This is a genomic window from Paracoccus alkanivorans (assembly GCF_003697785.1).
Classification (GTDB): Bacteria; Pseudomonadota; Alphaproteobacteria; order Rhodobacterales; family Rhodobacteraceae; genus Paracoccus; species Paracoccus alkanivorans.
This window is the reverse complement of sequence record NZ_QOKZ01000001.1, coordinates 616,563-640,461: the sequence shown is the minus strand read 5'-3', so window position 1 is coordinate 640,461 and position 23,899 is coordinate 616,563. Positions and strand designations below refer to the sequence as shown.

The window sequence follows — 23,899 nt, the reverse complement described above, 5'->3', positions numbered from 1 at the left end:
ATTTCCGTCTTTCCAATGAGTGCGGCTGGTGTCCGTTCCATCGCCCGCGATAATGGGTCGTTGCGCGGGAAACCTGCTGTCGTCGGCGGGCGGCATGTCCTTTGATAAGTGATGTTCCAAGTCGCGCATCTGACCGGTCATTCCAATACCGTCTAGAAAATCTTCGCATAGCTGATGCGCAAGGATGAAGCCGGACAAGCTCGTAATCATCATAAAAGCCACCAGCAGATCGCGAAGGTCAGCCCGACATCGATACGGATGTGACATAGGTGCGGATGCAATCACCTGAGTATCGCGGTTTGAGCGGAATTTCGCTTGCTTGATGAGCCGTTATGGGCATAATTTTGCCTTCTTGTTGGTTCATGGTTCGAGGTTTTAGGTGCAGCGGGAAATCGTAGGGGTATGCAGGTTCTCTTTTCTGGGGCGGGGAGACTGGAAGATCTTCAATAATTTGCCGCCCGAATCTGAGGAAGAGGTCATTCAGTCCCTGCGGGAAAAGCTATTCGATGAAGAGCGTCTGGAGCATAGGTTCGGCACGTTCGAAACCTTGACCCTTCCAGGGCTGAACGCCCAGAGCGACAGGGATTTCCTGTTTATTGCTCTTACATCCGACGAACTTCCGGAGAAGTACCTGGATCGGCTATTAAAGCTGTCCGCGCGATACCAGTTCCTGGAGGTCGTCCGGATGCCAGTCATGAGATCGCCCCATGCGGTTGGAGAGGCCTACAAGAAGTTCGGCTTGGAGCTTGATTCCATTATTCAGTTCCGCCTCGATGACGACGACACGGTGAGTTGCCATTACATTTCGCGCCTGCGAGAGGCATGTTCAACGATGGTATGCGATCCTGCGCATAGGCCATTCGCAGTCACGTTTCCAAATGCATTAATTTATGGGCCTGTGGTATCACCTGATGGAGCTACCGAAACGAAGTTGATGCGTCGATTTGTTCCACATACCGGAGCTGGACAGGCGATTTGCCATAACAAAAGGAACATATTGCAATGGGCGCATAATAGGGTTGATCGTCAGCTTGTAAGCTTTTCGGATCCGTCGGTCTGGGTGCTGCAAAGTTACTTTGCCGAGAACGATACAGGTGCGCTCACACCCTTCAGAATCAAGCAGCAGAAAATAGAGGAAATACCCCAAAAGCAACAGGAACGGATTATCCAAGAAAACTTCCCGTTCTTAGTGGCCACTTAGGCTCCGGTCTTCGTTCGCATGCTCTTCCCGGACTTTACGCAGCCCTGCTATAAGACCCTGGGGCACATGTTTTAGTCGTGCTCAACGCCCTGGCGGTCGGTATGATCCCGGTTCGACGCAGTTCCCATGCTCCCATCTCATTGACATGGTTGGCGGATGCCAGATCTGCGCCTGGCGTTTGATATGCGCTCGGGGCGGCAAATCTGACGAACCGCTCAGCCCGGCTTTCACTGGACGCAAGCGTCTGATCACGCTAAAGTTGATGTTAATAACGGGGCAAAGACTCCGCAAGTGAGGCAGACATGGCAATTCCCGAGCGGTTTTCAAACCTGCCGGACTACGCGTTTCCGCGTTTGCGGGCGTTGTTGTCGGATATTGAACCCGGGCTGAAACCCGGAGAGGCTCCGATGGTGTTGACCATCGGCGAGCCGCGTCACGCCATGCCCGATTTCGTGGCGCAGGTGATGGCTGAACATGTCGGTGAGCTTGCCAAATACCCGGTGAATGAGGGCATGCCGGGACTGCTGGATGCGATCTGTGGCTGGCTTGGGACACGCTATGATCTTGATGTCGAGCCCGCTCGGGTGATGGCGCTCAACGGCACGCGGGAGGGGTTGTTCAACGCGGCCCTGGCTCTGTGCCCCGAGCAGAAGAACGGCCGGCGGCCGGCGGTGCTGATCCCGAACCCGTTCTATCAGGTCTATGCTGTCGCGGCGGCGGCGGTGCAGGCCGAACCGGTTTTCGTGCCGGCTACCGCCGAGACCGGCGATCTGCCCGATTACGCGGGCCTGCCCGCGGAGTTGCTGGATCGCACGGCGATTGCCTATCTGTGCTCGCCCGCCAATCCACAGGGGGCGATCGCGGATCGGGATTACCTGCAGACCCTGATCGGATTGGCCGAGCGTCATGATTTCCTGATCTTCGCCGATGAGTGCTATTCCGAAATCTACCGCGATACCCCTCCGCCCGGTGCGCTGGCCGTAGCGGCCGAGATGGGGCTGGCGGATCGGGTATTGATCTTCAACTCACTGTCGAAACGTTCCAACCTGCCGGGGCTGCGCTCGGGTTTCGTGGCAGGAAGTGTCGCGAATATCGCCCAGATTCGCAGGTTGCGCAGCTATGCGGGGGCACCGTTGCCGCTGCCGTCACAGGCCGTCAGCGAGGCCGCTTGGCGGGACGAGGCGCATGTCGCGGCCAGCCGGGTGCTGTATCAGCAGAAATATGCGATTGCCGACCGGGTGCTGGGAAATGTCCCCGGCTACCGTCCCATCGCGGGCGGCTTCTTCCTGTGGCTGCCGGTCGAGGATGGCGAGCAGGCAGCCCGCAAGCTGTGGGCAGAGGCGGGAATACAGGTCCTGCCCGGCGCTTATCTGTCGCGTGAAGTGGAGGGGGCCAATCCCGGCAAGGGATTTGTCCGCGTGGCACTTGTCGCGGCCGCCGAGGAAACCGAGGTCGCGCTGAACCGGCTGCGCGGGGTATTGTATGATGACGATTGAGACTGGGGAAGGGTAACGGAATGGCAAGCTGGCAGGCGAAACACCGCAATCCGCTGTTCGACCAGAGCACGCAGGCGGCGTTGGAGCGACGGGGCAAGGAACTGGCCGGTGCCGGACTCATCGTCGTTGGCATCCTCATCGCGATGATGCTGGCAAGCTGGACTGCCGAGGATCCCAGCTTCCTGGCGGCGACCGATGCGCCCGCGCAGAACCTTCTGGGCAGTTTCGGCGCCTATGTGTCCTCGCCCCTGATGATGATTGCGGGCAAGGGGTCGTGGATGCTGGTGGTCGGCGCCTTCGTCTGGGGGCTGCGGCTGATGCTGCATCGGGGCGAAGAGCGGGTCATGCGGGCGATTTTCCTGCCGATTGCGGTGGCTCTGGTCTCGGTCTACTGCAGCAGCATGGTGCCTGGCGCGCAATGGCAGCAAAGCTATGGCATGGGCGGTCATTTCGGTGACATGGTGATGGGGGCCCTGCTGAACGTGATCCCGTTCAAGGCGCAGATCGGCATCAAGATCGCCGCCTTGCTGGTTGCGATCGTGGCGTTTGGCGCGTCGGCCTTCGTGCTGGGCTTCGATATGCGCGAGCTGCGCGGCCTGTGGCGGCGTTTCCTGATCGGGCTGGTGACGGCCTATGACATGGGAATGCGCGTCGCCGGGCATGGGGCGACGGCCTCTGCCGGGCTTGCCCGGAAGATGCGCGAACGGCGTCATGCCAGGAATGCGAATGCAGCAGAGCCGCAAGAGGCGAGACTCCGTGGCGAAATGTTCCAGCGCCGCAGGAATGCGGATGCCGGCTATTCGGAACTGGCAGATGATCTGCCAGAGCCGGAACTGGTCGATCACGATGCCGATTATCAGGGCGATGCCCCTTCGGATGAAGAGGTCAGGGGCCGGATTACGGACGCGATCCGGAACCGGACGGCCAAATCCTCGGTGCTTGCCGCTGTGACGTCGCGGCTGGTCCGGGGCGGTGCCGAGGACGATATACGGCCCGAGCCGCCCATCATGGCGGAAGAAGCCGCAGAACCCGCCCCGTTTGGGCAGGATACCAAGCGCGTCGTGGTGCCGCCGCAGCGCAAATCTTCGGCGTCACGGCAGGCGCAGGCCGAAGCACAGCCGCAACTGCGTTTCGACGAGACGGACACCGCTTACGAAAAACCGCCCCTGGCATTGCTGACCGCGCCCGCGACCATCGAGCGGCTGCAGCTTTCCGAAGAGGCGATGATGGAAAACGCCCGGATGCTGGAGGCGGTGCTGGACGATTACGGCGTCAAGGGCCAGATCACCGAGGTGCGGCCCGGCCCGGTCGTCACGCTGTATGAACTGGAGCCCGCTCCGGGTCTCAAGGCGTCGCGGGTCATCGGCCTTGCCGACGATATCGCGCGGTCGATGTCGGCGCTGTCGGCGCGCGTCTCGACCGTTCCCGGGCGCAGCGTGATCGGTATCGAATTGCCGAATGCCAAGCGCGAGATGGTGCTGCTGCGCGAGATCCTGTCGGCGCGCGCCTTTGGTGACGGCAAGCAGCCTCTGCCGCTGGCGCTTGGCAAGGATATCGGCGGCGAGCCGATCATCACCAATCTGGCGAAGATGCCGCATCTGCTGATCGCGGGCACGACCGGATCGGGCAAGTCGGTGGCCATCAACACCATGATCCTGTCGCTGCTGTACAAGCTGACGCCCGAGGAGTGCCGGTTGATCATGATCGACCCCAAGATGCTGGAGTTGTCTGTCTATGACGGCATTCCGCATCTGCTTTCTCCGGTCGTGACCGACCCGAAAAAAGCCGTCGTCGCCCTGAAATGGGTCGTGGGCGAGATGGAAGAGCGTTACCGCAAGATGTCCAAGATGGGCGTGCGCAATATCGAGGGTTATAACGGTCGCGTCCGCGAGGCGCTGGCCAAGGGCGAGCTGTTCAAGCGCACCGTCCAGACCGGCTTTGACGAGGATACCGGCGAACCGATCTTCGAGACCGAGGAGTTCCAGCCCGAAAAGTTCCCCTATATCGTCGTCATCGTCGACGAGATGGCCGATCTGATGATGGTCGCGGGCAAGGAGATCGAGGCCTGCATCCAGCGCCTGGCGCAGATGGCGCGCGCTTCGGGCATTCACCTGATCATGGCGACGCAGCGGCCTTCGGTCGATGTCATCACCGGCACGATCAAGGCGAACTTCCCGACCCGGATCTCGTTCCAGGTGACATCCAAAATCGACTCGCGCACGATTCTGGGCGAGCAGGGGGCCGAGCAGTTGCTGGGGCAGGGTGACATGCTCTATATGGGCAACGGTGCCCGGATCACCCGTATCCATGGCCCCTTCGTCAGCGACGAAGAGGTCGAGGAGGTGGTGACCCATCTCAAGAGCTTTGGTCCGCCCTCCTATAAATCCGGCGTGATCGAGGGACCGGATGACGAGAAGGCCGGGGATATCGATGCGGTGCTGGGGCTTGGCGGCAGTGACAACAGCGAAGATCAGCTTTATGATCAGGCGGTGATGATCGTGGCCAAGGACCGCAAATGCTCGACCTCTTATATTCAGCGCAAGCTGGCGATCGGCTACAACAAGGCCGCCCGTCTGGTAGAGCAGATGGAAGAGCAGGGCGTGGTTTCCGCCGCCAACCATGTCGGCAAGCGCGAAGTGCTGGTGCCCGAGATCTGAGGGCACTGCTTTCTTGACGACATGGCATATTCATATGCTGAATGCGCGCCACGGCCTGACGCGTATTCTGCCGGAAATCCGGCAAGCCGTGCGCGAGGCGGTGAGGCAGGCATCCGTCCATGCTGATCTGCCCGATTTCGATATCGTGGTAAAAGCTGATCCGGCGGGTTGCATTCCCGGTTTGAGCGTCGGAGGCTCGGCACCGGCGCCCGGCCTGATCGAAATCAGCCTTGATCCCGGTCGCTTTGCGGCCCCGGCCTTGGTGCGCATACTGGTTCACGAATTGCACCATCTTATCCGTTGGGATGGGCCGGGCTATGGCAAATCACTGGGGGAGGCGCTGGTCAGCGAGGGGCTGGCTGGTCATTTCGTCCTGCAGGTTCTGGGCGGCAAGCCTGACCGGTGGGACGCGACCACCCCGGCCCAAGGCTCTGCCCGAGCTGCTATGAACAAGTGGTCCCGGCGGGATTACGACCACGCCCGCTGGTTTTTCGGTAGCGGCGATCTGCGGAGATGGACCGGCTACGGGCTGGGGCACCGGCTGATTGCAGAGCATCTTTCCCATCATCCCGAAGAGAACGCGGTGACACTGGCCTGTGTGCAGGCCGAGGCTTTGCGTCCCGTGATGCGTAGGCTGGCCGGGGCGGAGGCTGCGACACCGTTATCTGACGAGGACAGCGCTGCGGAAGCAGAGGACGGAAAAGCCGATGAAGCCTCTTTGGAAACGGATACCGGCCCTGCATCCGAAGAGGCATAGGACCAGAACGCTACCGCGTCGAAGTCCTTGAAACGGTATGCTGGATATTACCGGGCGGCGAGGAAATATTCTGCTGGTTGGGACTGTTTTGCCCGCTATCCATCAGGACGGGCGAGCATTCACAGTTGTTCGAGGAACTTCTTCAGTTTTTTCCGTTGCTCGGGCTTGACGATGCGCCGGGGCTTTGTTCCCGCGATGCCCATGATTCTGCTCAGGTTGTTATCGTGCTCGATCACATGGGTGATTATTTCACGTACGAAAGGCGCAACGGGAGAGTCCACGCTCAGTGTCACGTCTATCCTGTCGAGAAGGTTGCCTATCGCATCGCCTTGCTGGATCCAGAATGCGATTATGCCGTCATACAGTTTTCCGCCGGAATGGTACTGCTTCTTCGGTGGCCATGGGACCGGAGGCAGAAAAACGCGTGTATAGGTCTCGGTCAGTTTGATCGTGTTTGAAAACAATGTTCCGGTAAGGCCCAGAACTCTGTCGATATCTTTTTCCGCGATATCGACAACAGTATCGCATACGGAGGTCAGCCAACGCGAGTCGAGCTGTTCCGAGACTTGCTGCCCATATTCGCTGACAATTCTCCAGAACAGTTTCCGGGCATTCTCGTCTTCGCTGTTTCTGCGAATGATGACGATAGTGCAGGCCAAGAGATGGGCCAGCCTGGAACGTCCTCCGAATTCCGGCTCGAGATGCTTGAAATGTCTGATCGAATTTTTCAGCCGCTTTGTCCAGAGTTCCGTTCCCGGGCCCGGGATGGGCAGTTCGAGAAAGGCGGACAGGTCGATATCTGCATCGGGGAGGCCGTCACCGTCATTGCTCTGGCCGGGAAAAAAATACTGGGGCCATGCTTCGCAGGCCTTCCGGGCCGCGCTGGATACCGTGGAAACCGGGATTGCCGTGGTCTTGCCCGGCGGGGCATTGCAAGCCGAGGGATCGAGGGAGTAGCCGAGCTCGGTGAAGTCCCTGATAAACAGCCTTTGGAACCGCTCTATATCGGATGCACTCAACTCGTCCATGGCGGTGGCTTCCGGGATAGATGCGGTTTGCCGCAAATGAGGCAATTCCGCATTGATTCCGTGCTTGTCGCAGAACCGCTGGAAGTCTTCCTCCAGATTCTCGTATCGCAATACCGTCCCGGCCAGATGCAGGCAGCTGAACGGATGGGTTTGCAGCCAGAGATGATGTTTCAGGTTGGCCCGCACCTGCCGGCGTGACCTGTCATAAGGAATCCTGTGATCTTCCAGAATATCCATGGCCTGGGCCGCGGTGAGGTCGGGTAGCCGCGGCTGGCTGTAGAAATCGTCATTATTGAGTGCAACCGCCCCCATGCGGAACATGTTCAGCCCGGATAGGAAACGAGTGAAGGGGTTTCGAACTATGGTAAAGCTCGGGCAATTACTCCATTCCTTCGGCAGCCGTCCCCCGATCGGGCCTTTCTTCTTGCCGCCCAACGCGGCATGCATGGATGATCCGGCGTTCTTGGGAATATGTATGAAAACAACGTTGTGTTCAGGATAAAAGAAATTCATCGCGAATTCTTTTCACTCCGATGGATACCCGATCTAGCTCGGAAAAATGCTCCATATCGACGGCGAACGCGCTGTCAAGGCGAAGCGACAAGGGATCGCTCACCTTGGATGCGCCGGCTTTCTTGTATCTGCGCTGCTTTGTGGCGGTTTGTTCGATCAGGTTCGGCCTCATCGTGCCGAGCGGAACATCCAGGATGTTTTCGCAAAAACCGACAACGTCTTCGATTATCTCGATGGGCCAGAGGGTGATTTCGGCATGCGGTAGCGCGGCCAGCAACTCGTGGACCAGTGGAGCCCAGGACATCGGCCAGTCCGCTTCGCTCTGCGCCGCGACGATGGGGCCATAGTCATGCTGGGGCGGCGTCAGCAAGTGCAAGGTGACGGGCTTGTCTGAAAAATAGCCTTGCAGTCCGGTGATGGTTTGCTGCGAATTGGCATAAAGCCCCTGCGCCGTCATGATCTGGTTGGGCCCGCACAGGAGCCCGTGTGCTGAAATGACCACGCGCTCCACTCCGGCCGGAATCTCAAGCTGTATCGGTGCGGCTTGCAGGACGGTATTTTCCCCGAGGATGTGGGGGCGGACATATTCCTTGAACTCCGAAGCCGGCACCACATAGGTGCCATTGTCGAGGATGGCGCTAGCGGTCTGCTTGGTCAGTTCTTCCAGAAGGGTGGGGTAGACATCATGCGCCCCGATATGGATATGATATTGCAGTTCCTGCATGTGATTGACTCCGAACCCCTATGGCCTGCTTTCCGGTTCCACTGAAAACTTATACCCGAGGCAGAAAAATCCGGTTGATCCCGATCTGATCTGCATGAGCTCAATCAATAAAAACCGTGCCAACCAGTATAGTGCCCCTTATATGCATGGATATGATTCAGAGCCAAGGCCCGATCTCCACAAAACCCTTCTTAGTGGGTTGACTTTAATAATTTATTTCTCTCGTGTCGTTATAAGCAAGCTCTCCGTTTACGGCCTCGGGGCATTTTTTGTCAACGTCGGCGGAACTCACCGGCAGTCACTTGTTCATCAGGGTGTGTTTACTCGCCACCTGCCGTAAGCTTCGGATACGGTAGCGCCGGCAGGCGCTTCCACCTTGAACCTTCTGAAACCATTAAGGAAAGATGGGACATTTCTCTGACCTTGATTGGCTTGGAAATGCCTGGCTGTGACGGCGCTTGCCGGGAAATCTGCGGCGGAACAATGATGCCGCGTCAGAACCGCATCCCGATGCTGAATTCGGCTCCTTCGCTGCCGATCCCAAAGCTTGCGGCGCCGAAGCTGAAACCGATCAACGCGCCCGTCATCACCTGCCGGGGAGTATGCTCTCCGGCATGGATCCGGCTGGCCGCTGTCAGCCCGGCGGCTCCATAGGCAGCGGCGCCCGCCAGAGGCTCGTCGTCAAAGCATTTTCCGGCCAGATCCGCCGCGCCGAAGGCTGCCGCTGCCGAATGCCCCGAGGGAAATCCCTCGCCACCGCCCGAAGGCCGCCGCGAGATGGGGGTGCCATCGGTCCATGATTTCAGCGCCAGGACCACTGCCGCCTGCATCAGGCCGCGAATCGCGAAATCCTCCAGCCGGTCGTCGCGTGCGGCGCAGACCGCGGCGGCGGCGGGCAGCCCGTATTTCATCGCCGTGCCGAAATCCTCGAACGGATCGGCCGCGGCCGGAGCCGCCGCCATTCCGCAAATCCCCGCCAGAATCGCTGCTTTCGTTGTCATGCCCATCGCGTCGAGCTGCTCAAAGGGCCATCTCGGTCAGTCCGATCACCCGGTCCATCCGCCCTGCGAGCGCATGGTTATGCGTGGCGATCAGCGCCGACATGCCGGTATCGCGCACCAGCGCCATCAATACCTCGAAGACGCGGTCCGATGTCTCCGGGTCGAGATTCCCGGTCGGCTCGTCTGCCAGCAGCAGGGCGGGTGCATTCGCCAGTGCCCGGCAAAAGGCCACCCGTTGCTGTTCTCCGCCGGAAAGCTGCGCGGGGCGGTGGTTGGCACGGTGGGCCAGCCCTACGCGGTCCAGCAAATCCGCCGCCCGTTCCGCCGCGGCCCTTCGGCCGGTGCCGTTGGCAAGCTGTGGCAGGATGATGTTCTCGGCGGCGCTGAATTCCGGCAGCAGATGGTGAAACTGATAGACGAAGCCCAGCTCCTGCCGCCGCGCTTCTGTCCGGGTGCGATCGGCCAGCCCGGTCATGTCGCGCCCGTTCAAAACGATCTGGCCGCTGTCTGGCGTGTCGAGTAGCCCAGCAATATGCAACAGCGTCGATTTACCCGCACCGGAAGGCGCGACCAGCGCCACCACTTCGCCTCGGGCGACGGTCAGCTCAAGCCCGTGCAGCACCTCGACCGGCGCGGGACCATCTTTGCCATAGGTCTTGGATATGGCTTCCAGCCGCAAAACCTCACTCATAACGCAATGCCTCCACCGGGTTCATCCGCGCGGCCCGGCGCGCCGGGAAGATCGTGACGATGAAGGACAGCGCCAGCGACAGGCCGATGGCTCGGAAAATGTCCCATGCCCGCAGTTCGGCCGGCAGGCGGTAGATGCCGCGCACCTCCGGCTGCCATGCCCCGCCATTCGTCAGCGCGTTCAGTGCTGCCATGATGCTGTCCACGTTCAATGCCAGCAACACGCCCAGGATCACCCCCGCGATTGTCCCGATGATGCCGGTGAAGGCTCCACAGAGAAAGAACACCCGCAGCACCGCTCCTTCGGTCAGGCCCATGGTCCGCAGGATGCCGATATCGCGGCCCTTGTTCTTGACCAGCATGATCAGCCCCGAGGTGATGTTCATCGAGGCGATCAGCACCAGCACCGAGAGGATCACGAACATCACGTCATCCTCCATATCGAGTGCAGCCAGGAAACTGCCCGAAGCGTCTCGCCAGTTCCATACCTGCGCGCCGTCGCCCGCCGCCTGCAAAAGGGGCAGGGTCCAGTCATCCACCTTCTCGGGATCGCTGACGAAGACTTCTATCTCATCGGCCACGTTCTCCCGGTTGAAATAGTTCTGTGCCTCGGCCATGGGCATGTAGATTCGGGTGCGGTCGATGTCATAGCGCCCGGCGCTGAATACATAGACCACCTCGTAGGACTTGACCCGCGGCGTGGTGCCGACCGGGGTCTTGGCCCCCTCGGGTGCGATCAGCTTGATCTTGTCGCCGATATTGAGGTTAAGCTCGCGCTGGATCCCGGCACCGATGGCGACACCCTTGCCGAAATCCTCGACATTGCCCTGCGAGGTCTGGGGATCGACGATCCTCGGCATCGCCTTGAGCGCGTCCAGCGACACGCCGAACACCTCTGCCACGTTCGAGGAATCGTTCGCCGTCGCCATGACCTGTCCGCGCACGATCGGGGCGGTTCGCTCTACCCCCGGCAGTTCGGACAGTTTCGCGGCCATCGCGTCGTAGTCCTGGATTCGTCCGGGGACGACATAGACATCCTCGGTCAACTGGTTCTCGACCCGCTGCGGCGCCATATAGACGGTGGTATGCGCGTTCGCGCCAAGGATCGTGTCCACGAATTCGGCCCGGAACCCGGCCCGGACCGCCAGCGTGGCGATCAGCGCCATGACGCCCAGGGCGATGCCGATCAGACTGATCCATGTCATGACGCTGACACCGCCCTCGGCGCGACGCGCGCGCAGGTATCGCCAGGCGATCATGAATTCGTACCGTGAAAATGGCGCGGGGCTGGACATGCGTGAAGCCTCTGATTTTGGGCGCAGACCCTGACCGCAGAGCCCGGAAAGATCAAGCCGACAATGCCGTGAGATCTTCTTCTTTGCTCAAATACCTGTATTGCGGCACCCGGCATCCGGTGCGACAAGCAACGCATGGCAAAATCCGCTTCCACCTTTACCTGCACCGCCTGCGGCGCCTCTCACAAGAAGTGGGCCGGGCGTTGCGATGCCTGCGGCGCATGGAACACCATCGCCGAAGAGGCTCCGCTGTCGCAAGGACCGGGCCGCAACCTTGGCGCCGCCAAGGGCCGTGCCGTTCCGCTGAGCGGGCTTGCCACGGACGAGCCGCCGCCACCGCGCAGCCGTTCGGGACTGGTGGAGCTCGACCGCGTCCTGGGCGGCGGGCTGGTTCCGGGATCGGCGGTGCTGGTTGGCGGTGATCCGGGCATCGGTAAATCGACGCTTCTGCTGCAAGGTGCCGCCGCCTTCGCGCGGGCCGGGCTGGATGCAGTCTATATCAGCGGAGAAGAGGCCAGCGCACAGGTGCGCATGCGCGCACAGCGCCTTGGCCTGACCGATTCCCCGGTGCGCCTGGGGGCCGAAACCAACCTGCGCGACATTCTCACCACGCTGGACCGTGAAAGGCCCGACCTGGCGATCATCGATTCGGTCCAGACGCTCTGGTCCGATCAGGTCGAGGCGGCGCCGGGCAGCGTCGCGCAGGTTCGCGCCGCCGCGCATGAACTGGTTACTTTCGCCAAGCGCCGGGACGTCGCCATCGTCATCGTCGGCCATGTCACCAAGGATGGCCAGATCGCCGGCCCCCGCGTTGTCGAACATATGGTCGATACCGTTTTGTATTTCGAAGGCGAGCGCGGCCACCAGTTCCGCATCCTGCGCAGCGTCAAGAACCGTTTCGGCCCCGCCGACGAGATCGGCGTGTTCGAGATGACCGGTGCCGGGCTGGCCGAGGTCGCCAATCCTTCGGCGCTGTTCCTGTCCGAACGCGGCCAGCCGGTGCCCGGCAGCGCGGTCTTTGCCGGGATAGAGGGCACCCGCCCGGTGCTGACCGAGGTGCAGGCGCTGGTCGCCCCCTCGACGCTGGCCTCGCCTCGCCGTACCGTGGTCGGGCTCGATTCCGGGCGCGTCTCCACCATCATCGCCGTGCTGGAGGCGCGCTGCGGCATCCCCTTCGCGGGGCTGGACGTCTTTTTGAACGTGGCGGGTGGAATGCGTGTCAACGAACCGGCCGCCGATCTCGCCATTGCCGGCGCGCTTTTGTCGGCCAGAGAGGACAGCGCACTCCCACCGGAGGCGGTGCTTTTCGGTGAAATCAGCCTCTCCGGGGCGCTTAGACCAGTGGCTCAGGCGGAAAACAGGTTGAAAGAGGCGCAAAAACTTGGTTTTTCACAAGCGATTTTACCCGAAGGCCAGAAGGTCGAGGGCTTGAGCGGCATGGGCATCAGGCGCATCGCCGATTTGACGGGATTTGTGGGCGAGGTCTTCGGCGCCGGCTGAACCGCCTGAAAATGCAACGATATCCGGCGCAGGGGCAATGCTATGGACGGATTCACGATAATCGATGCGGTGGTGGCCGTGGTCATCATCCTCTCTGCGATTCTGGCGTGGTCGCGGGGATTCGTGCGCGAATCGCTTGCCATCCTCGGTTGGATCGCGGCGGCGGTGCTGGCCTTTGTCTTTGCCGCGACGGCGCGCCCGATGATCGCCCAGCTCCCGGTGCTGGAACGTTTTCTCGGCGATAGTTGCGAACTGGCAACGATCGCCGGTTTCGCCGTGGTCTTCGCGCTGGCGCTTGTGGTGTTCTCGATCGTCACGCCGCTGTTTTCCTCGGTCGTGCAACGCTCGGCCCTCGGGGGGATCGACCAGGGCATGGGTTTCCTGTTCGGCGCGGCCCGGGGTATCCTGATCGTCGCCATCGCATTCATCGTTTATGACCGGGTGATGACAAGCTCGCAGATCGCCATGGTCGACAATTCCCGCTCGGCCCAGGTGTTCGAGCGGCTGCGCGGAGAGATGAACGAGCAGATCCCCGATGATGCGCCGAACTGGATTGTCCGCCGTTACGAGCAATTGGTCGATGGCTGCACCTCCACCGGCGGAGAGGTTGACGCGGAACAGACGCCACCCGCCGCGAACTGACCCGATGGGGTTCGTGACAAAACGATGAAGGAAATCCGCCCCCGCAGCTACGCGGGGGCGTGACTTTTGATGCCTGCCGCACTACATAGCCAATGACAGCCAGACGCCATTCAGGATCGCCCATGCAACCATTCCTGGCCCATCCGTTCGATTCGGACCGCCTGCACGAGGAATGCGGAATATTCGGAGCGATCGGCGTAGCCGACGCTTCCAACTTCGTCGCATTGGGGCTTCACGCCCTTCAGCATCGGGGGCAGGAGGCGGGCGGCATCGTTTCGCATGATGCCGATCAGGGTTTCAACAGCGCGCATCGCTTCGGCTATGTCCGCGACAATTTCACCAAGGCCGATGTGATGGCGACCCTGCCAGGGCCGCTGGCCATCGGGCATGTGCGCTATTCCACCGCCGGGTCCAAGGCCAATACCGCCATCCGCGACGTGCAGCCCTTTTTCGGCGAGTTTCACATGGGCGGCTGCGCCATCGCCCATAACGGCAATATCACCAATGCCGCCGCCCTGCGCCGCGAGCTGATCGAGCGGGGATCGATCTTCCAGTCCTCCTCGGACAGCGAATGCATCATCCACCTGATGGCCCGTTCGATCCAGCGCAACATCCCCGAGCGGATGAAGGACGCACTGCGGCGAATCGAGGGCGCCTTCTCGGTCATCGCCATGACCCGAACCAAGCTGATCGGCGTTCGCGACCCGCTTGGCGTGCGCCCGCTGGTGCTGGGCCGCGTCGGCGAGGACGGTTTCGTTCTGGCCTCGGAAACCTGTGCGCTGGACATTATCGGCGCCGAGTTCGTGCGCGAAATCGAACCGGGCGAGATGGTTGTCATTTCCAAGGGCAAGGTCCAGACATCGCGCCCCTTTGGCCCCTCGCAGGGGCGTTTCTGCATCTTCGAGCATGTCTATTTTTCGCGCCCCGATTCGATCATCAGCGGCCGCTCGGTCTACGAGACGCGCCGCCAGATCGGGGTGGAGCTGGCTCGCGAGGCGCCGGTGGAGGCCGATCTGGTCTGCCCGGTGCCCGACAGCGGCACCCCGGCGGCCATCGGCTTCGCGCAGGAATCGGGCATCCCCTACGGGATGGGAATCATCCGCAACCAGTATATGGGCCGCACCTTCATCGAGCCCACCGACCAGATCCGCAACATGGGAGTGCGGCTGAAGCTGAACGTGAACCGCGCGCTGATCCGCGGCAAGCGGGTCGTGCTGGTCGATGACAGCGTGGTGCGCGGTACCACCAGCCGCAAGATCAAGGACATGATCATGGATGCCGGTGCCGCCGAAGTGCATTTCCGCATCGCCAGCCCGCCGACCGCATGGCCATGTTTCTACGGTGTCGATACGCCCGACCGCGACAAACTGCTGGCCGCGCAGATGACGCCCGATGAGATGCGCGAATGGATCGGCGTCGATTCACTGTCCTTCGTGTCGCTGGACGGGCTTTACCGTGCTGTGGGCGAAAGCGGTGGACGCAACGCCAAATGCCCGCAATATTGCGATGCCTGCTTCTCGGGCGATTACCCGGTCGCGCCCTTCGATCAGCTCGAACGCGGTTTCCGCATGAAGCCCGGCTCGGAAACAGCGCTTAACGAGGCGGCGGAATAGGGCTGTCTGCCGTGCTGGACTTGCGTCCCGCGACAACTGGGGGATTTTGCATCCCCCAGACCCCCTGCAAGGTATTTGCACAAAGAAGAAAAGGCCCGAGGCGATTGGCCGAAGGGGGCGCGTGGTTGAAGGGTGATTGCACCGCACAGCCCCGCGCGCTACATGGTCGGATCATGAGCAACCGCCCCGAACTCCCGCCCGAAATCGCCCGCCGCCGGACCTTTGCGATCATCTCGCATCCTGACGCGGGCAAGACCACGCTGACCGAGAAATTCCTGCTTTACGGCGGTGCCATCCAGATGGCCGGGCAGGTGCGTGCCAAGGGCGAGGCGCGGCGGACGCGGTCGGACTTCATGAAGATGGAGCAGGATCGCGGCATCTCGGTCTCGGCTTCGGCGATGAGCTTCGATTTCGACGGGCATCGTTTCAACCTTGTCGATACGCCGGGTCACAGCGATTTTTCCGAGGATACCTACCGCACCCTGACGGCGGTGGACGCGGCAATCATGGTGATCGACGGGGCCAAGGGGGTGGAGAGCCAGACCCGCAAGCTGTTCGAGGTCTGCCGGCTGCGCGACCTGCCGATCCTGACCTTCTGCAACAAGATGGACCGCGAAAGCCGCGATACGTTCGAGATCATCGACGAGATCCAGGAAAACCTGGCCATCGACGTTGCTCCGGCAAGCTGGCCCATCGGCGTGGGGCGCGAATTCATCGGCTGCTATGACATGCTGAACGACCGGTTGGAGCTGATGGATCGTGCCGACCGCAACCGGGTGGCGGAATCGGTAAAGATCGACGGGCTGGACGATCCGAAGCTGGCCGGGCATGTGCCCGAGCACCTGCTGGAAAAGCTGCGCGAAGAGGTCGAGATGGCGCGCGAGCTTTTGCCCGGCTTCAACCGTCAATCCTTCCTTGAAGGCCATCTGACCCCGATCTGGTTCGGCAGCGCGATCAACAGTTTCGGCGTGCGCGAACTGATGAAAGGAATCAGTGAATACGGCCCGGCGCCGCAGCCGCAGAATTCCGCCAGCCGCGAGATCGCGCCCGAGGAAAAAGCCGTGACCGGTTTCGTCTTCAAGGTGCAGGCCAACATGGATCCCAAGCATCGCGACCGGGTTGCCTTCGTCCGAATGGCCTCGGGGCATTTCCAGCGCGGGATGAAACTGACTCATGTGCGCACGAAAAAGCCCATGGCGGTGTCGAACCCGGTGCTGTTCCTTGCCGCCGACCGGGAACTGGCCGAAGAGGCATGGGCGGGCGATATCATCGGCATCCCGAACCATGGCCAGTTGCGCATCGGCGATGCGCTGACCGAGGGCGAGGTGCTGCGTTTCACCGGCATCCCGTCATTCGCGCCGGAACTGCTGCAATCGGTGCGGGCCACGGACCCGATGAAGGCCAAGCACCTGGAGAAGGCGCTGATGCAATTCGCCGAAGAGGGGGCGGCGAAGGTGTTCAAGCCCGCGATCGGCTCGGGCTTCATCGTCGGCGTGGTCGGCGCCCTGCAATTCGAGGTCCTGGCCAGCCGGATCGAGCTGGAATACGGCATCCCTGTGCGTTTCGAGGGTTCGCAGTTCACCTCTGCCCGATGGGTGCAGGGACCGAAGGACAAGGTCGATACCTTTGCCAATGCCAACAAGGGGCATATGGCCCATGACCATGACGGCGACCTGGTCTATCTGACCCGGCTGCAATGGGATATCGACCGCATCGAGCGCGATCACCCCGACCTGCAGCTGACCGCGACCAAGGAGATGATGGTCTGACTGGAAGCGGGCCCGCCCGCGAAGGGCTGGCCGCCACCCGGGACCTCGGTATCACTCGGACAGCAAGGCGCTGAAATCCTCGTCCAGCCCAGCCAGGGCCGTGTCGATATGATCACGCTTTTCCTTGATCCATTGGCTCTGTGTGGTCAGCCTGTCGCGCGCCTCGCCGATCATGCGTTCGAGCTCCGCGGGCTGCGGGCCGCCGGAGGTTGCCCGGTTGCGGATGATGGCGGCCGGGTCCAGCGCGGCGCGGAATTCTTCCTCGCTTAAGGGGAATTCCTGCGGAAAATCGGTATCCGCGACGGTCTCGGCATAGATGCGCTGCGCCTCGGCATAGGGGAAGTCCAGCGGGCCGATGCCCTCGCTGCGGGCATGCGTCACGATTTCCGAGGCGACGTGATGGCCTTCGCGAAAGGGCAGCCCATGCTCGCGCATCAGGATATCGGCGACTTCCTGGGAAGCGGTCCAGTCGCTGTTCAGTTCTTCCAAGGCGCGGTCGGCATTGATGACCAGCGCGTTCAGGACCTCGTCGAAACCTTCCAGCGTCCCGATAGCGGAATCGACGATGGCGGAATTTTCCTCCACATCCTTCGGATCGCTCATTCCCGGCGTGATGTTATGCGTCTGCATCACCGGGCCCATGGCCAGCGTGATGGTTTGCGAGGCATCGCTGCGCGTGGAATTCAGCAGCCCCGGATTGCGCTTCTGCGGCATGGAGGACGAGACATAGGTGTTACTGCCGCCTTCCTCCAGCAGGATCCACGGACGGGACTGCGCATATTGCGTCATCAGGTCCTCGATGAAATTGCCGGTATGCAGCGCGATGGAGGTGGCGATCTGCGCGACCTCCACCGGCTGGTCCATCGACGAGATCTGCGAGGCGTCATAGGCGTTGTCGACCAGTGCCGCAAAGCCCAGGTAATCGGCCATCCGCTGGCGGTTCAGTGGCCAGCTCGTGCCGTTCAGAACCGTGGTTCCCATGGCAGAGCGGTCGATGCGGGCATAGGCTTCGCGGATGCGCTGCGCGTCCCGGTCAAGCCCGGCGGCATGGCCCAGCAGGTAATGGGCATAGCTGTTGGGCTGCGCGGCGACGCCATTGGTGTAATTGGGCACGATCGTGCCGGTGTGATCCGCCGCGAGTTCGATCAGCGTCGTGGAGGTCCTGTTCAACTGCTCTGCCAGTTCCAGCAGCTTGTCGCGCTGGATCGCCGCGCGATAGGTGGCGTGCATGTCCTGGCTGGAGCGTCCAGCATGGACGAGCGTCACCTCGATCCCGCCCGCCTCGATCCAGAACGGTTCGAACTTGATCACGGCGCTCGGCCGTTCTCCGCCCGGCTGGTTGCCGGCCTCGATCACCTCGAGCAACGCCTTGGCGATGCCGGGCGTGTGTTCCTTGTCCAGCAATCCCTCGTCGCTGTTGATGATTACGCTGGCCTTGTTGATCTCTCCCAGCCAGAAAAATTCGTCCCGCTCCTCTGCGCTTGCCAGGCCGGCATGGCAAAGCAGCATGCCGCCGAGCGCCATGTTACGGGCCGCGCGTTTCACTTGCCGGCCGTTTCGAACGGATATCCGCATGATCCTGTCTCCCCCTCTATGGAACCAGAGCTTCGGACAGGAGCGGGCAGCAATCTATTGTGGATTACCGCAATTGCGGCGGAACTTCGCACGTTCAAGGGCGGTCACGAGGAAGGGATGCGCCCGCCGGGACGCGGCAGGTTCTAGCCGTTCTCGCGCAGCACGCGCCCCGCCAGGTAGAGAGAGCCGCAGATTAGGATGCGGGCGCGGGGATCGAAGGCGGTGATGCGCCGAACCGCGTCTTGCGCGCTTGTGGCGGTGTCTGCCTGCATTCCGACCTGTTTCGCAAAGCCGGCGGTGTCAGAGGCGGGCAAGGTGTTTGGCTCGCCCTCAATATTGATGGCGGTGAGGCTGGCCGCATGCGGGGCCAGCGGGCGCAGGTAGCCGGTAACGTCCTTGGTGTTCAGCATTCCACAGATCAGGTGGGTCGGACGGGGCGGCAGGGTGGCGAGGATGGCGGCGAGCGCCTCTCCTCCCGCTGGATTATGACCGCCATCGAGCCACAGCTCGGCCTGCGGACCGGCTGCTTCGATCAGTGGCCCACGGGTCAGGCGCTGCATCCGGGCGGGCCACTCGGCGCGGGTGACGGCGGCGCGGGCCTGCGCCTCGGTCGCGTCGAGCTCGCGCAGTGCGGCCAGCGCGGCACCGGCATTCTGGATCTGATGATCGCCGATCAGGTTGGGGCGGGGCAGGTCCCAAAGCCCGTGATCGTCCTGCCAGATAATGCCGTCGCGGTCGGGCGCGACCTGCCAGTGCTGACCATGGATCAAGAGCGGCGCGGTCAGGCCCGAGGCGCGGTTCTCGATCACCCGCAGCGCCTCGTCGGGCTGCGGGCCGACGATGCAGGGCACGCGGGGCTTGATGATCCCGGCCTTTTCTCCGGCGATTTCGGGCAGGGTTTCGCCCAGATACTGGGTGTGATCGATGCTGATCGGGGTGATGACCGTCAGGCGCGGGGTATCGATCACATTGGTCGCGTCGAGCCGCCCGCCGAGGCCGACCTCGAGCAGCGTGTAATCGGCCGGACGGCGCGAGAAGGCGAGGAAGGCGGCGGCAGTGGTGATCTCGAAGAAGGTGATCGGATGACCGTCATTGGCGGCCTCGCATTCCTCGAGGGTGCTCGCGAGTTCGGATTCCGCGATCAGTTCGCCCGCAAGCCGGATGCGTTCGTGGAAATGGGCAAGATGCGGCGAGGTATAGGCATTGACGCGCGCGCCGCCCGCCTCGAGCCCGGCGCGGATCATGGCCTGGGTGGAGCCCTTGCCATTGGTTCCGGCTATATGAATCACCGGGGGAATGTCACGTTCGGGATGGCCAAGGGCAGCGAGGAGGCGATGCATCCGGTCGAGCGACAGGTCGATGACCTTGGGGTGCAGCGACATGAGGCGGGCAAGGATGGCGTCGGAATGGCTCATGGTCGCTTTCACCGGGGCGCTGCCCCGGACCCCGAGGTATTTGGACAAAGAAGAAGTCAGGAAACCGGCTTTTCTTCGGATTTGGCGTTGTCCTCTGGCGAGGGGGCGGGTGCTTCGGTGGCGGTTGTTTCCGCCGGGGGAGGCAGATCCGCTCTTGTCGGCGCGGGCATGCCGCCCAGCATGCGCAGGATCGAGATCAGTTCGTTGCGGAGTTTCATGCGATGCGTCACCCGGTCCAGCATGCCATGTTCCAGCAGGTATTCGGCGCGCTGGAAGCCTTCGGGCAGTTTCTCGCGGATGGTCTGTTCGATGACGCGGGGACCGGCAAAGCAGATCAGCGCGCCGGGTTCCGAGATCTGGATATCGCCCAGCATCGCATAGCTGGCGGTGACGCCGCCGGTGGTGGGATGGGTGAGGACGACGATATAGGGCAGGCCGGCCTCGCGCAGCATCTCGACCGCGACGGTGGTGCGGGGCATCTGCATCAGGCTGAGGATGCCTTCCTGCATCCGCGCGCCGCCCGCCGCCGAGAACAGCACCAGCGGGCGCCGCAGCTTTACCGCGCGTTCGGCGGCGGCGATGATGGCGTTGCCGACATACATGCCCATCGAGCCGCCCATGAAGCTGAAATCCTGCGCCGCGGCGACGATCGGGGTGCGGCCCATCTCGCCCTCGGCGACCAGCATCGCCTCTTTCTCGCCGGTGGATTTCTGCGCCGCTTTCATCCGGTCGGGATATTTCTTCTGGTCGCGGAACTGCAGCGGATCGGCCAGCGGTTCGGGGACCTTCACCTCGGAGAACACGCCGCCGTCGAACAAAGCGGCGAAGCGTGCGCGGGGGGTGATCGCGAGGTGATGGTCGCAATTGGTGCAGACATTCAGGTTGTCCGACAATTCACGGTGGAACAGCATGGTTCCGCATTCGGGGCATTTCGTCCACAGGTTCTCGGGCATCTCGCGGCGCGAGAACAGCGAGTTGATGCGAGGGCGGACGTAATTGGTGATCCAGTTCATCGCGGACGGCCTTTGCTGTTGCAGTCCCCAGATAGGCGGCGACGGCGGGAATTGCAATTCTTCCGTGGTGCTGGATAGATGCGGGGATGTGGACCTCGGTTTTCGTATTCACTCACACGGCGATTGCCCTGCTGCTGGTTGGCCGGGTGCTGCTGCGCCCGCGGATGGAACCTGCGGCACGGCTGGCATGGATCATGGTGATCGAGGCGGTGCCGCTGGTCGGGATAATCGCCTATCTGCTGTTCGGGGAGGTGCGGATGAACCGCGCCGAAGTCCAGCGCATGGCGGATGTGCGAGACCGGCTGACCGGATTGCGCAAGCCCAGCAGCCGGATCCTGCGCGAGCCTCCGAACCTCGCCCGCCCGGTGATCGCCGCCAATGCCGCCGTGGGCGGGATGCCGGCGGTGGACGGGAACCGGCTGCGCCTGCTGGAGGAATCGGATGCCGCCATCGACGACATGGTGGATGCCATCGACTCCGCGCGGGATCACGTCCATGTGCTGTTCTATATCTGGCTGCCCGACCGCAGCGGCGAAAAGGTCGCCGAAGCGATCATCCGGGCCGAGGCGCGGGGCGTCGAATGCCGGGTGATCGCGGATGCGCTTGGCTCGCGCGGGCTGGTACGCTCGGAATTGTGGCAGCGGATGAAGGAGGCGGGGGCCGAATGCGTGACGGCCTTTCCCTGGGGGCTGCCCTTCATCAGCTTCCTGTTCCAGCGGCTGGACCTGCGCAATCACCGCAAGATCGTGGTCGTTGATAACCGGATCGCCTTCACCGGCAGCCGGAACTGTTCGGATATGGCTTTCGCGGTCAAGCCGCGTTTCGCGCCATGGGTCGATATCCTTGTCGCGGTCGAGGGCCCTGCGGTGAGGCAATTGCAAGCGACCTTCCTGGCTGACTGGATGAGCTATACGGGGCGTGATCTGGGCGACATGCTGGAAATCGTCGAGGCGGTCGAGGATCCGGGCATGGCCGCGCAAATCGTGGCAACCGGACCGGACCGGCGGGCGGGCAGCGTATCGGATTGCCTGAGCGCGATGATCCACGCCGCACGGGAACGGGTGACGATCACCACGCCCTATTACGTGCCGGATACGGCCCTGGACTCGGCGATCTGTGCGGCGGCGCGGCGTGGGGTCGAGGTGACGATGATCCTGCCCGAACGCAACGATTCGCTTGTCGTGGGGGCGACCAGCGAGGGGTTCTATTATGGGCTTCTGGCCGCCGGAGTCAGGCTGTTCCTGTTCAGGCCCGGTCTGCTGCATGCCAAGATCCTCACCGTCGACGGGCGTATGGCGATGATGGGTAGCGCCAATCTGGACCGCCGCAGCTTCGAGTTGAACTACGAGGTCAATATGGCGCTGTTCGACCCTGGTTTCGTGGCGGAACTGGACGAACGCCAGCAAAGCTATGTCGAGCGGTCGCGCGAGATCACCTTGCAGGAGGTCCGGGGCTGGAGTTGGCTGAGACGGTTGCGCAACAATCTGCTGGCACTGGCCGCGCCGCTGCTCTGAACACCGGTGCTCCGGGCGTGATGGACCAGTGGCGGTGCGTAAACGGGGCCGTCACGCAACAAGGAGGAGCGCCGTGCCGCGCATCTGGCTACATATCGGGATGCTGAAGACCGGAACGACCGCGATGCAGCAATGGTGCGCCGCGCATGAGGACGAACTGCGCAGACAAGGGTTGCTTTACGTCCGGGTGCGCAAGCACCTGCCGGCCTGCGGACCCTTGGCGGATGCGCTGGCCCGCGGGGCTCCCGAGGGCAGAAAGCTCCTTGCCAAGGTGCTGCGCCAGATTGAAAGGGCTGGCGATGAGATCGATGACGTGCTGATCTCCGCCGAGGCCTTTTCCCATCACGGCCCGCATTCGCTGGAGCCGCTGGTGCAATCCCTGCGGGGGCATCGGCTTTCCGTCCTGATCTGGCTGCGCCGTCAGGACCGTTTTGCAGAGGCGCTCTACAAACAGGTGGTGAAGTGGAACGGGCATATCGGAAGCATCGGGTGCTTCCTTAGGTCGGGGCAGTTGCGGTTGCTCGATTACACCGCCCTTCTGAAGTCGTGGAGGGAGTCATTTCCCGATGTAGATCTGATGCCGCAGATCTATGCCGAGGCCAGCTGTGGCGAAAAGCCCGACAGTATTGCCGCATTGCTGACGGCCATCGGGCGGTCCGATCTGATCCCGCAGGGCAGCGTGGAATGGCGAAGAAACCTGTCGCCCAGAAGCGAGTTGATCGCGCATTACAACAGGATTCCCCGCGGCAACGGGCAATCGCTGCGCAGGGCCGGCCGGCAGGTAATGGATGAATTTGGCGAGGCCGCCGCGGGGCGGGGCGACATGTTGCCGCCCGAAGCGGCGCGGGCCCTGCTGGAACGCTTTGCCGAATCAAATCGCTATCTGCATAGGGAATGGTTTCCCGATCGGCCGGTGCTGTTTCCGTCCGATACCGCTTCCTATATCCCCGGACCGGCGGTGGATAATGCGGTGCTGGAGCGTTTTGACGGGCTTTTTTCCGCCATGTCCAAGGACTGATGCTCAATTTGCAGTCACCGCGTGTTAAACTGATCTGAAGAGCGGGCCGGCTGCCTGATCGCGGCCCGAGGAGGAGCGCATGACAGAGCACGATCTTGCCAGCAGGAATTGTGAACCCTGCAAAGGCGGGGTTCCGCCGATGCCCGAGGACGAGGCGCGGAACATGGTAGCGCAACTGGATGGTTGGAACCTGTCGGATGACGGCAGCACAATCCGCAGGCGCTTTGAGTTCAAGGGCTTTGCCAAGGCTGTCGAGATGGCCAATCTCGGGGCATGGCTGGGTAACAAGCAGGGCCACCATCCCGATATCAGATTTGGATGGGGCTATTGCGAGATCGCCTTCACCACCCACGAGGCCGGGGGATTGACCGAGAATGACTTCATCTGCGCGGCCCGGCTGAACGCTTTGGTCGCCTGACGCTTGTTCCTCGCGGCGTGCCGGTTTATTCCGGCAGCAGATTTCGATCGAGGAAGCATT

19 protein-coding genes are annotated in these 23,899 nt (G+C 62.1%); 11 read left to right on the top strand and 8 right to left on the bottom strand.

Translation table 11 applies throughout. The annotated features are described in order from the left end of the window. The first annotated feature begins 379 nt into the window (after nt 1–379). The 4 genes from C9E81_RS03200 (at nt 380) to C9E81_RS03185 (ending at nt 6,111) form a co-directional block, all read left to right on the top strand. A complete protein-coding gene (locus C9E81_RS03200; RefSeq protein WP_122110844.1) occupies nt 380–1,201 on the top strand; it encodes a glycosyltransferase in 822 nt (273 codons plus the stop codon). Nucleotides 1,202–1,503: 302 nt separating this feature from the next. Further along, nucleotides 1,504–2,697, top strand: a complete 1,194-nt coding sequence (locus tag C9E81_RS03195) for an aminotransferase class I/II-fold pyridoxal phosphate-dependent enzyme (protein WP_122110843.1) — start codon at nt 1,504–1,506, stop codon at nt 2,695–2,697. Nucleotides 2,698–2,717: 20 nt separating this feature from the next. Then, nucleotides 2,718–5,354, top strand: coding sequence for a DNA translocase FtsK (locus C9E81_RS03190; protein ID WP_122110842.1), 2,637 nt, complete (start codon nt 2,718–2,720; stop codon nt 5,352–5,354). Nucleotides 5,355–5,388: 34 nt separating this feature from the next. Next, on the top strand, nt 5,389–6,111 hold the full coding sequence (locus tag C9E81_RS03185; RefSeq protein ID WP_166461797.1) for a DUF2268 domain-containing putative Zn-dependent protease: 723 nt from the start codon (nt 5,389–5,391) through the stop codon (nt 6,109–6,111). A 119-nt stretch (nt 6,112–6,230) separates the two neighbouring features. Here C9E81_RS03185 and C9E81_RS03180 read toward each other — a convergent pair whose 3' ends face one another. From C9E81_RS03180 to C9E81_RS03160, 5 genes are all read right to left on the bottom strand, one after another. Continuing rightward, entirely contained in the window at nt 6,231–7,652 is a 1,422-nt protein-coding gene (locus C9E81_RS03180) for a sulfotransferase family protein (protein WP_147457550.1), read from the bottom strand. Beyond that, the gene (locus C9E81_RS03175; protein WP_122110839.1) at nt 7,633–8,376 is read right to left on the bottom strand and encodes a hypothetical protein; all 744 of its coding nucleotides are present in this window, start codon (nt 8,374–8,376) and stop codon (nt 7,633–7,635) included. Before C9E81_RS03175 ends, C9E81_RS03180 begins: the two co-directional genes overlap by 20 nt. 494 nt (nt 8,377–8,870) lie before the next feature. Continuing rightward, nucleotides 8,871–9,377: a phosphatase PAP2 family protein gene (locus C9E81_RS03170; protein WP_122111146.1), complete on the bottom strand. Its 507-nt coding sequence runs from the start codon at nt 9,375–9,377 to the stop codon at nt 8,871–8,873. A gap of 19 nt (nt 9,378–9,396) precedes the next feature. Next, entirely contained in the window at nt 9,397–10,068 is a 672-nt protein-coding gene (locus C9E81_RS03165; protein ID WP_122110838.1) for an ABC transporter ATP-binding protein, read from the bottom strand. Continuing rightward, entirely contained in the window at nt 10,061–11,362 is a 1,302-nt protein-coding gene (locus C9E81_RS03160; protein ID WP_122110837.1) for a lipoprotein-releasing ABC transporter permease subunit, read from the bottom strand. The genes C9E81_RS03165 and C9E81_RS03160 overlap by 8 nt, the downstream gene beginning before the upstream one ends. Nucleotides 11,363–11,497: 135 nt before the next feature. Here C9E81_RS03160 and radA point away from each other — a divergent pair, with 135 nt between their 5' ends. The 4 genes from radA (at nt 11,498) to C9E81_RS03140 (ending at nt 16,886) form a co-directional block, all read left to right on the top strand. Next, on the top strand, nt 11,498–12,862 hold the full coding sequence (radA, locus tag C9E81_RS03155) for a DNA repair protein RadA (protein WP_122110836.1): 1,365 nt from the start codon (nt 11,498–11,500) through the stop codon (nt 12,860–12,862). A 42-nt stretch (nt 12,863–12,904) separates the two neighbouring features. After that, complete coding sequence (locus C9E81_RS03150; protein WP_122110835.1) at nt 12,905–13,504, top strand: CvpA family protein; 600 nt, start codon at nt 12,905–12,907, stop codon at nt 13,502–13,504. Nucleotides 13,505–13,626: 122 nt separating this feature from the next. Then, the gene (gene purF / locus C9E81_RS03145) at nt 13,627–15,117 is read left to right on the top strand and encodes an amidophosphoribosyltransferase (protein WP_122110834.1); all 1,491 of its coding nucleotides are present in this window, start codon (nt 13,627–13,629) and stop codon (nt 15,115–15,117) included. 173 nt (nt 15,118–15,290) lie between these two features. After that, a complete protein-coding gene (locus tag C9E81_RS03140) occupies nt 15,291–16,886 on the top strand; it encodes a peptide chain release factor 3 (RefSeq protein WP_122110833.1) in 1,596 nt (531 codons plus the stop codon). A gap of 51 nt (nt 16,887–16,937) precedes the next feature. Here C9E81_RS03140 and C9E81_RS03135 read toward each other — a convergent pair whose 3' ends face one another. From C9E81_RS03135 to accD, 3 genes are all read right to left on the bottom strand, one after another. Then, entirely contained in the window at nt 16,938–18,461 is a 1,524-nt protein-coding gene (locus C9E81_RS03135) for an argininosuccinate lyase (RefSeq protein WP_122110832.1), read from the bottom strand. Nucleotides 18,462–18,604: 143 nt separating this feature from the next. Then, the gene (locus C9E81_RS03130; RefSeq protein WP_122110831.1) at nt 18,605–19,876 is read right to left on the bottom strand and encodes a bifunctional folylpolyglutamate synthase/dihydrofolate synthase; all 1,272 of its coding nucleotides are present in this window, start codon (nt 19,874–19,876) and stop codon (nt 18,605–18,607) included. Nucleotides 19,877–19,932: 56 nt separating this feature from the next. Then, nucleotides 19,933–20,889 (bottom strand): acetyl-CoA carboxylase, carboxyltransferase subunit beta, encoded by a 957-nt coding sequence (gene accD, locus C9E81_RS03125; RefSeq protein WP_122110830.1) that lies wholly within the window; start codon nt 20,887–20,889, stop codon nt 19,933–19,935. Between the two features lie 86 nt (nt 20,890–20,975). On the opposite strand from accD, the gene cls reads away from it, so the two are divergent. From cls to C9E81_RS03110, 3 genes are all read left to right on the top strand, one after another. Next, the gene (gene cls, locus C9E81_RS03120; protein ID WP_122110829.1) at nt 20,976–22,403 is read left to right on the top strand and encodes a cardiolipin synthase; all 1,428 of its coding nucleotides are present in this window, start codon (nt 20,976–20,978) and stop codon (nt 22,401–22,403) included. A 73-nt stretch (nt 22,404–22,476) separates the two neighbouring features. Next, the gene (locus C9E81_RS03115) at nt 22,477–23,421 is read left to right on the top strand and encodes a hypothetical protein (protein ID WP_122110828.1); all 945 of its coding nucleotides are present in this window, start codon (nt 22,477–22,479) and stop codon (nt 23,419–23,421) included. 79 nt (nt 23,422–23,500) lie between these two features. Beyond that, nucleotides 23,501–23,839, top strand: coding sequence for a 4a-hydroxytetrahydrobiopterin dehydratase (locus tag C9E81_RS03110; protein WP_122110827.1), 339 nt, complete (start codon nt 23,501–23,503; stop codon nt 23,837–23,839). Nucleotides 23,840–23,899 lie beyond the last annotated feature (60 nt).

Excerpts from the sequence above, each read along its gene's own strand:
- accD (WP_122110830.1), bottom strand. The coding sequence starts at position 20,889 with ATGAACTGGATCACCAATTACGTCCGCCCTCGCATCAACTCGCTGTTC.
- C9E81_RS03180 (WP_147457550.1), bottom strand. The coding sequence starts at position 7,652 with ATGAATTTCTTTTATCCTGAACACAACGTTGTTTTCATACATATTCCC.
- C9E81_RS03175 (WP_122110839.1), bottom strand. The coding sequence starts at position 8,376 with ATGCAGGAACTGCAATATCATATCCATATCGGGGCGCATGATGTCTAC.
- C9E81_RS03140 (WP_122110833.1), top strand. The coding sequence starts at position 15,291 with ATGAGCAACCGCCCCGAACTCCCGCCCGAAATCGCCCGCCGCCGGACC.
- C9E81_RS03150 (WP_122110835.1), top strand. The coding sequence starts at position 12,905 with ATGGACGGATTCACGATAATCGATGCGGTGGTGGCCGTGGTCATCATC.
- radA (WP_122110836.1), top strand. The coding sequence starts at position 11,498 with ATGGCAAAATCCGCTTCCACCTTTACCTGCACCGCCTGCGGCGCCTCT.
- C9E81_RS03190 (WP_122110842.1), top strand. The coding sequence starts at position 2,718 with ATGGCAAGCTGGCAGGCGAAACACCGCAATCCGCTGTTCGACCAGAGC.
- C9E81_RS03185 (WP_166461797.1), top strand. The coding sequence starts at position 5,389 with ATGCTGAATGCGCGCCACGGCCTGACGCGTATTCTGCCGGAAATCCGG.
- purF (WP_122110834.1), top strand. The coding sequence starts at position 13,627 with ATGCAACCATTCCTGGCCCATCCGTTCGATTCGGACCGCCTGCACGAG.
- C9E81_RS03165 (WP_122110838.1), bottom strand. The coding sequence starts at position 10,068 with ATGAGTGAGGTTTTGCGGCTGGAAGCCATATCCAAGACCTATGGCAAA.
- C9E81_RS03110 (WP_122110827.1), top strand. The coding sequence starts at position 23,501 with ATGACAGAGCACGATCTTGCCAGCAGGAATTGTGAACCCTGCAAAGGC.
- C9E81_RS03170 (WP_122111146.1), bottom strand. The coding sequence starts at position 9,377 with ATGACAACGAAAGCAGCGATTCTGGCGGGGATTTGCGGAATGGCGGCG.
- C9E81_RS03160 (WP_122110837.1), bottom strand. The coding sequence starts at position 11,362 with ATGTCCAGCCCCGCGCCATTTTCACGGTACGAATTCATGATCGCCTGG.
- cls (WP_122110829.1), top strand. The coding sequence starts at position 20,976 with ATGTGGACCTCGGTTTTCGTATTCACTCACACGGCGATTGCCCTGCTG.
- C9E81_RS03130 (WP_122110831.1), bottom strand. The coding sequence starts at position 19,876 with ATGAGCCATTCCGACGCCATCCTTGCCCGCCTCATGTCGCTGCACCCC.
- C9E81_RS03135 (WP_122110832.1), bottom strand. The coding sequence starts at position 18,461 with ATGCGGATATCCGTTCGAAACGGCCGGCAAGTGAAACGCGCGGCCCGT.
- C9E81_RS03195 (WP_122110843.1), top strand. The coding sequence starts at position 1,504 with ATGGCAATTCCCGAGCGGTTTTCAAACCTGCCGGACTACGCGTTTCCG.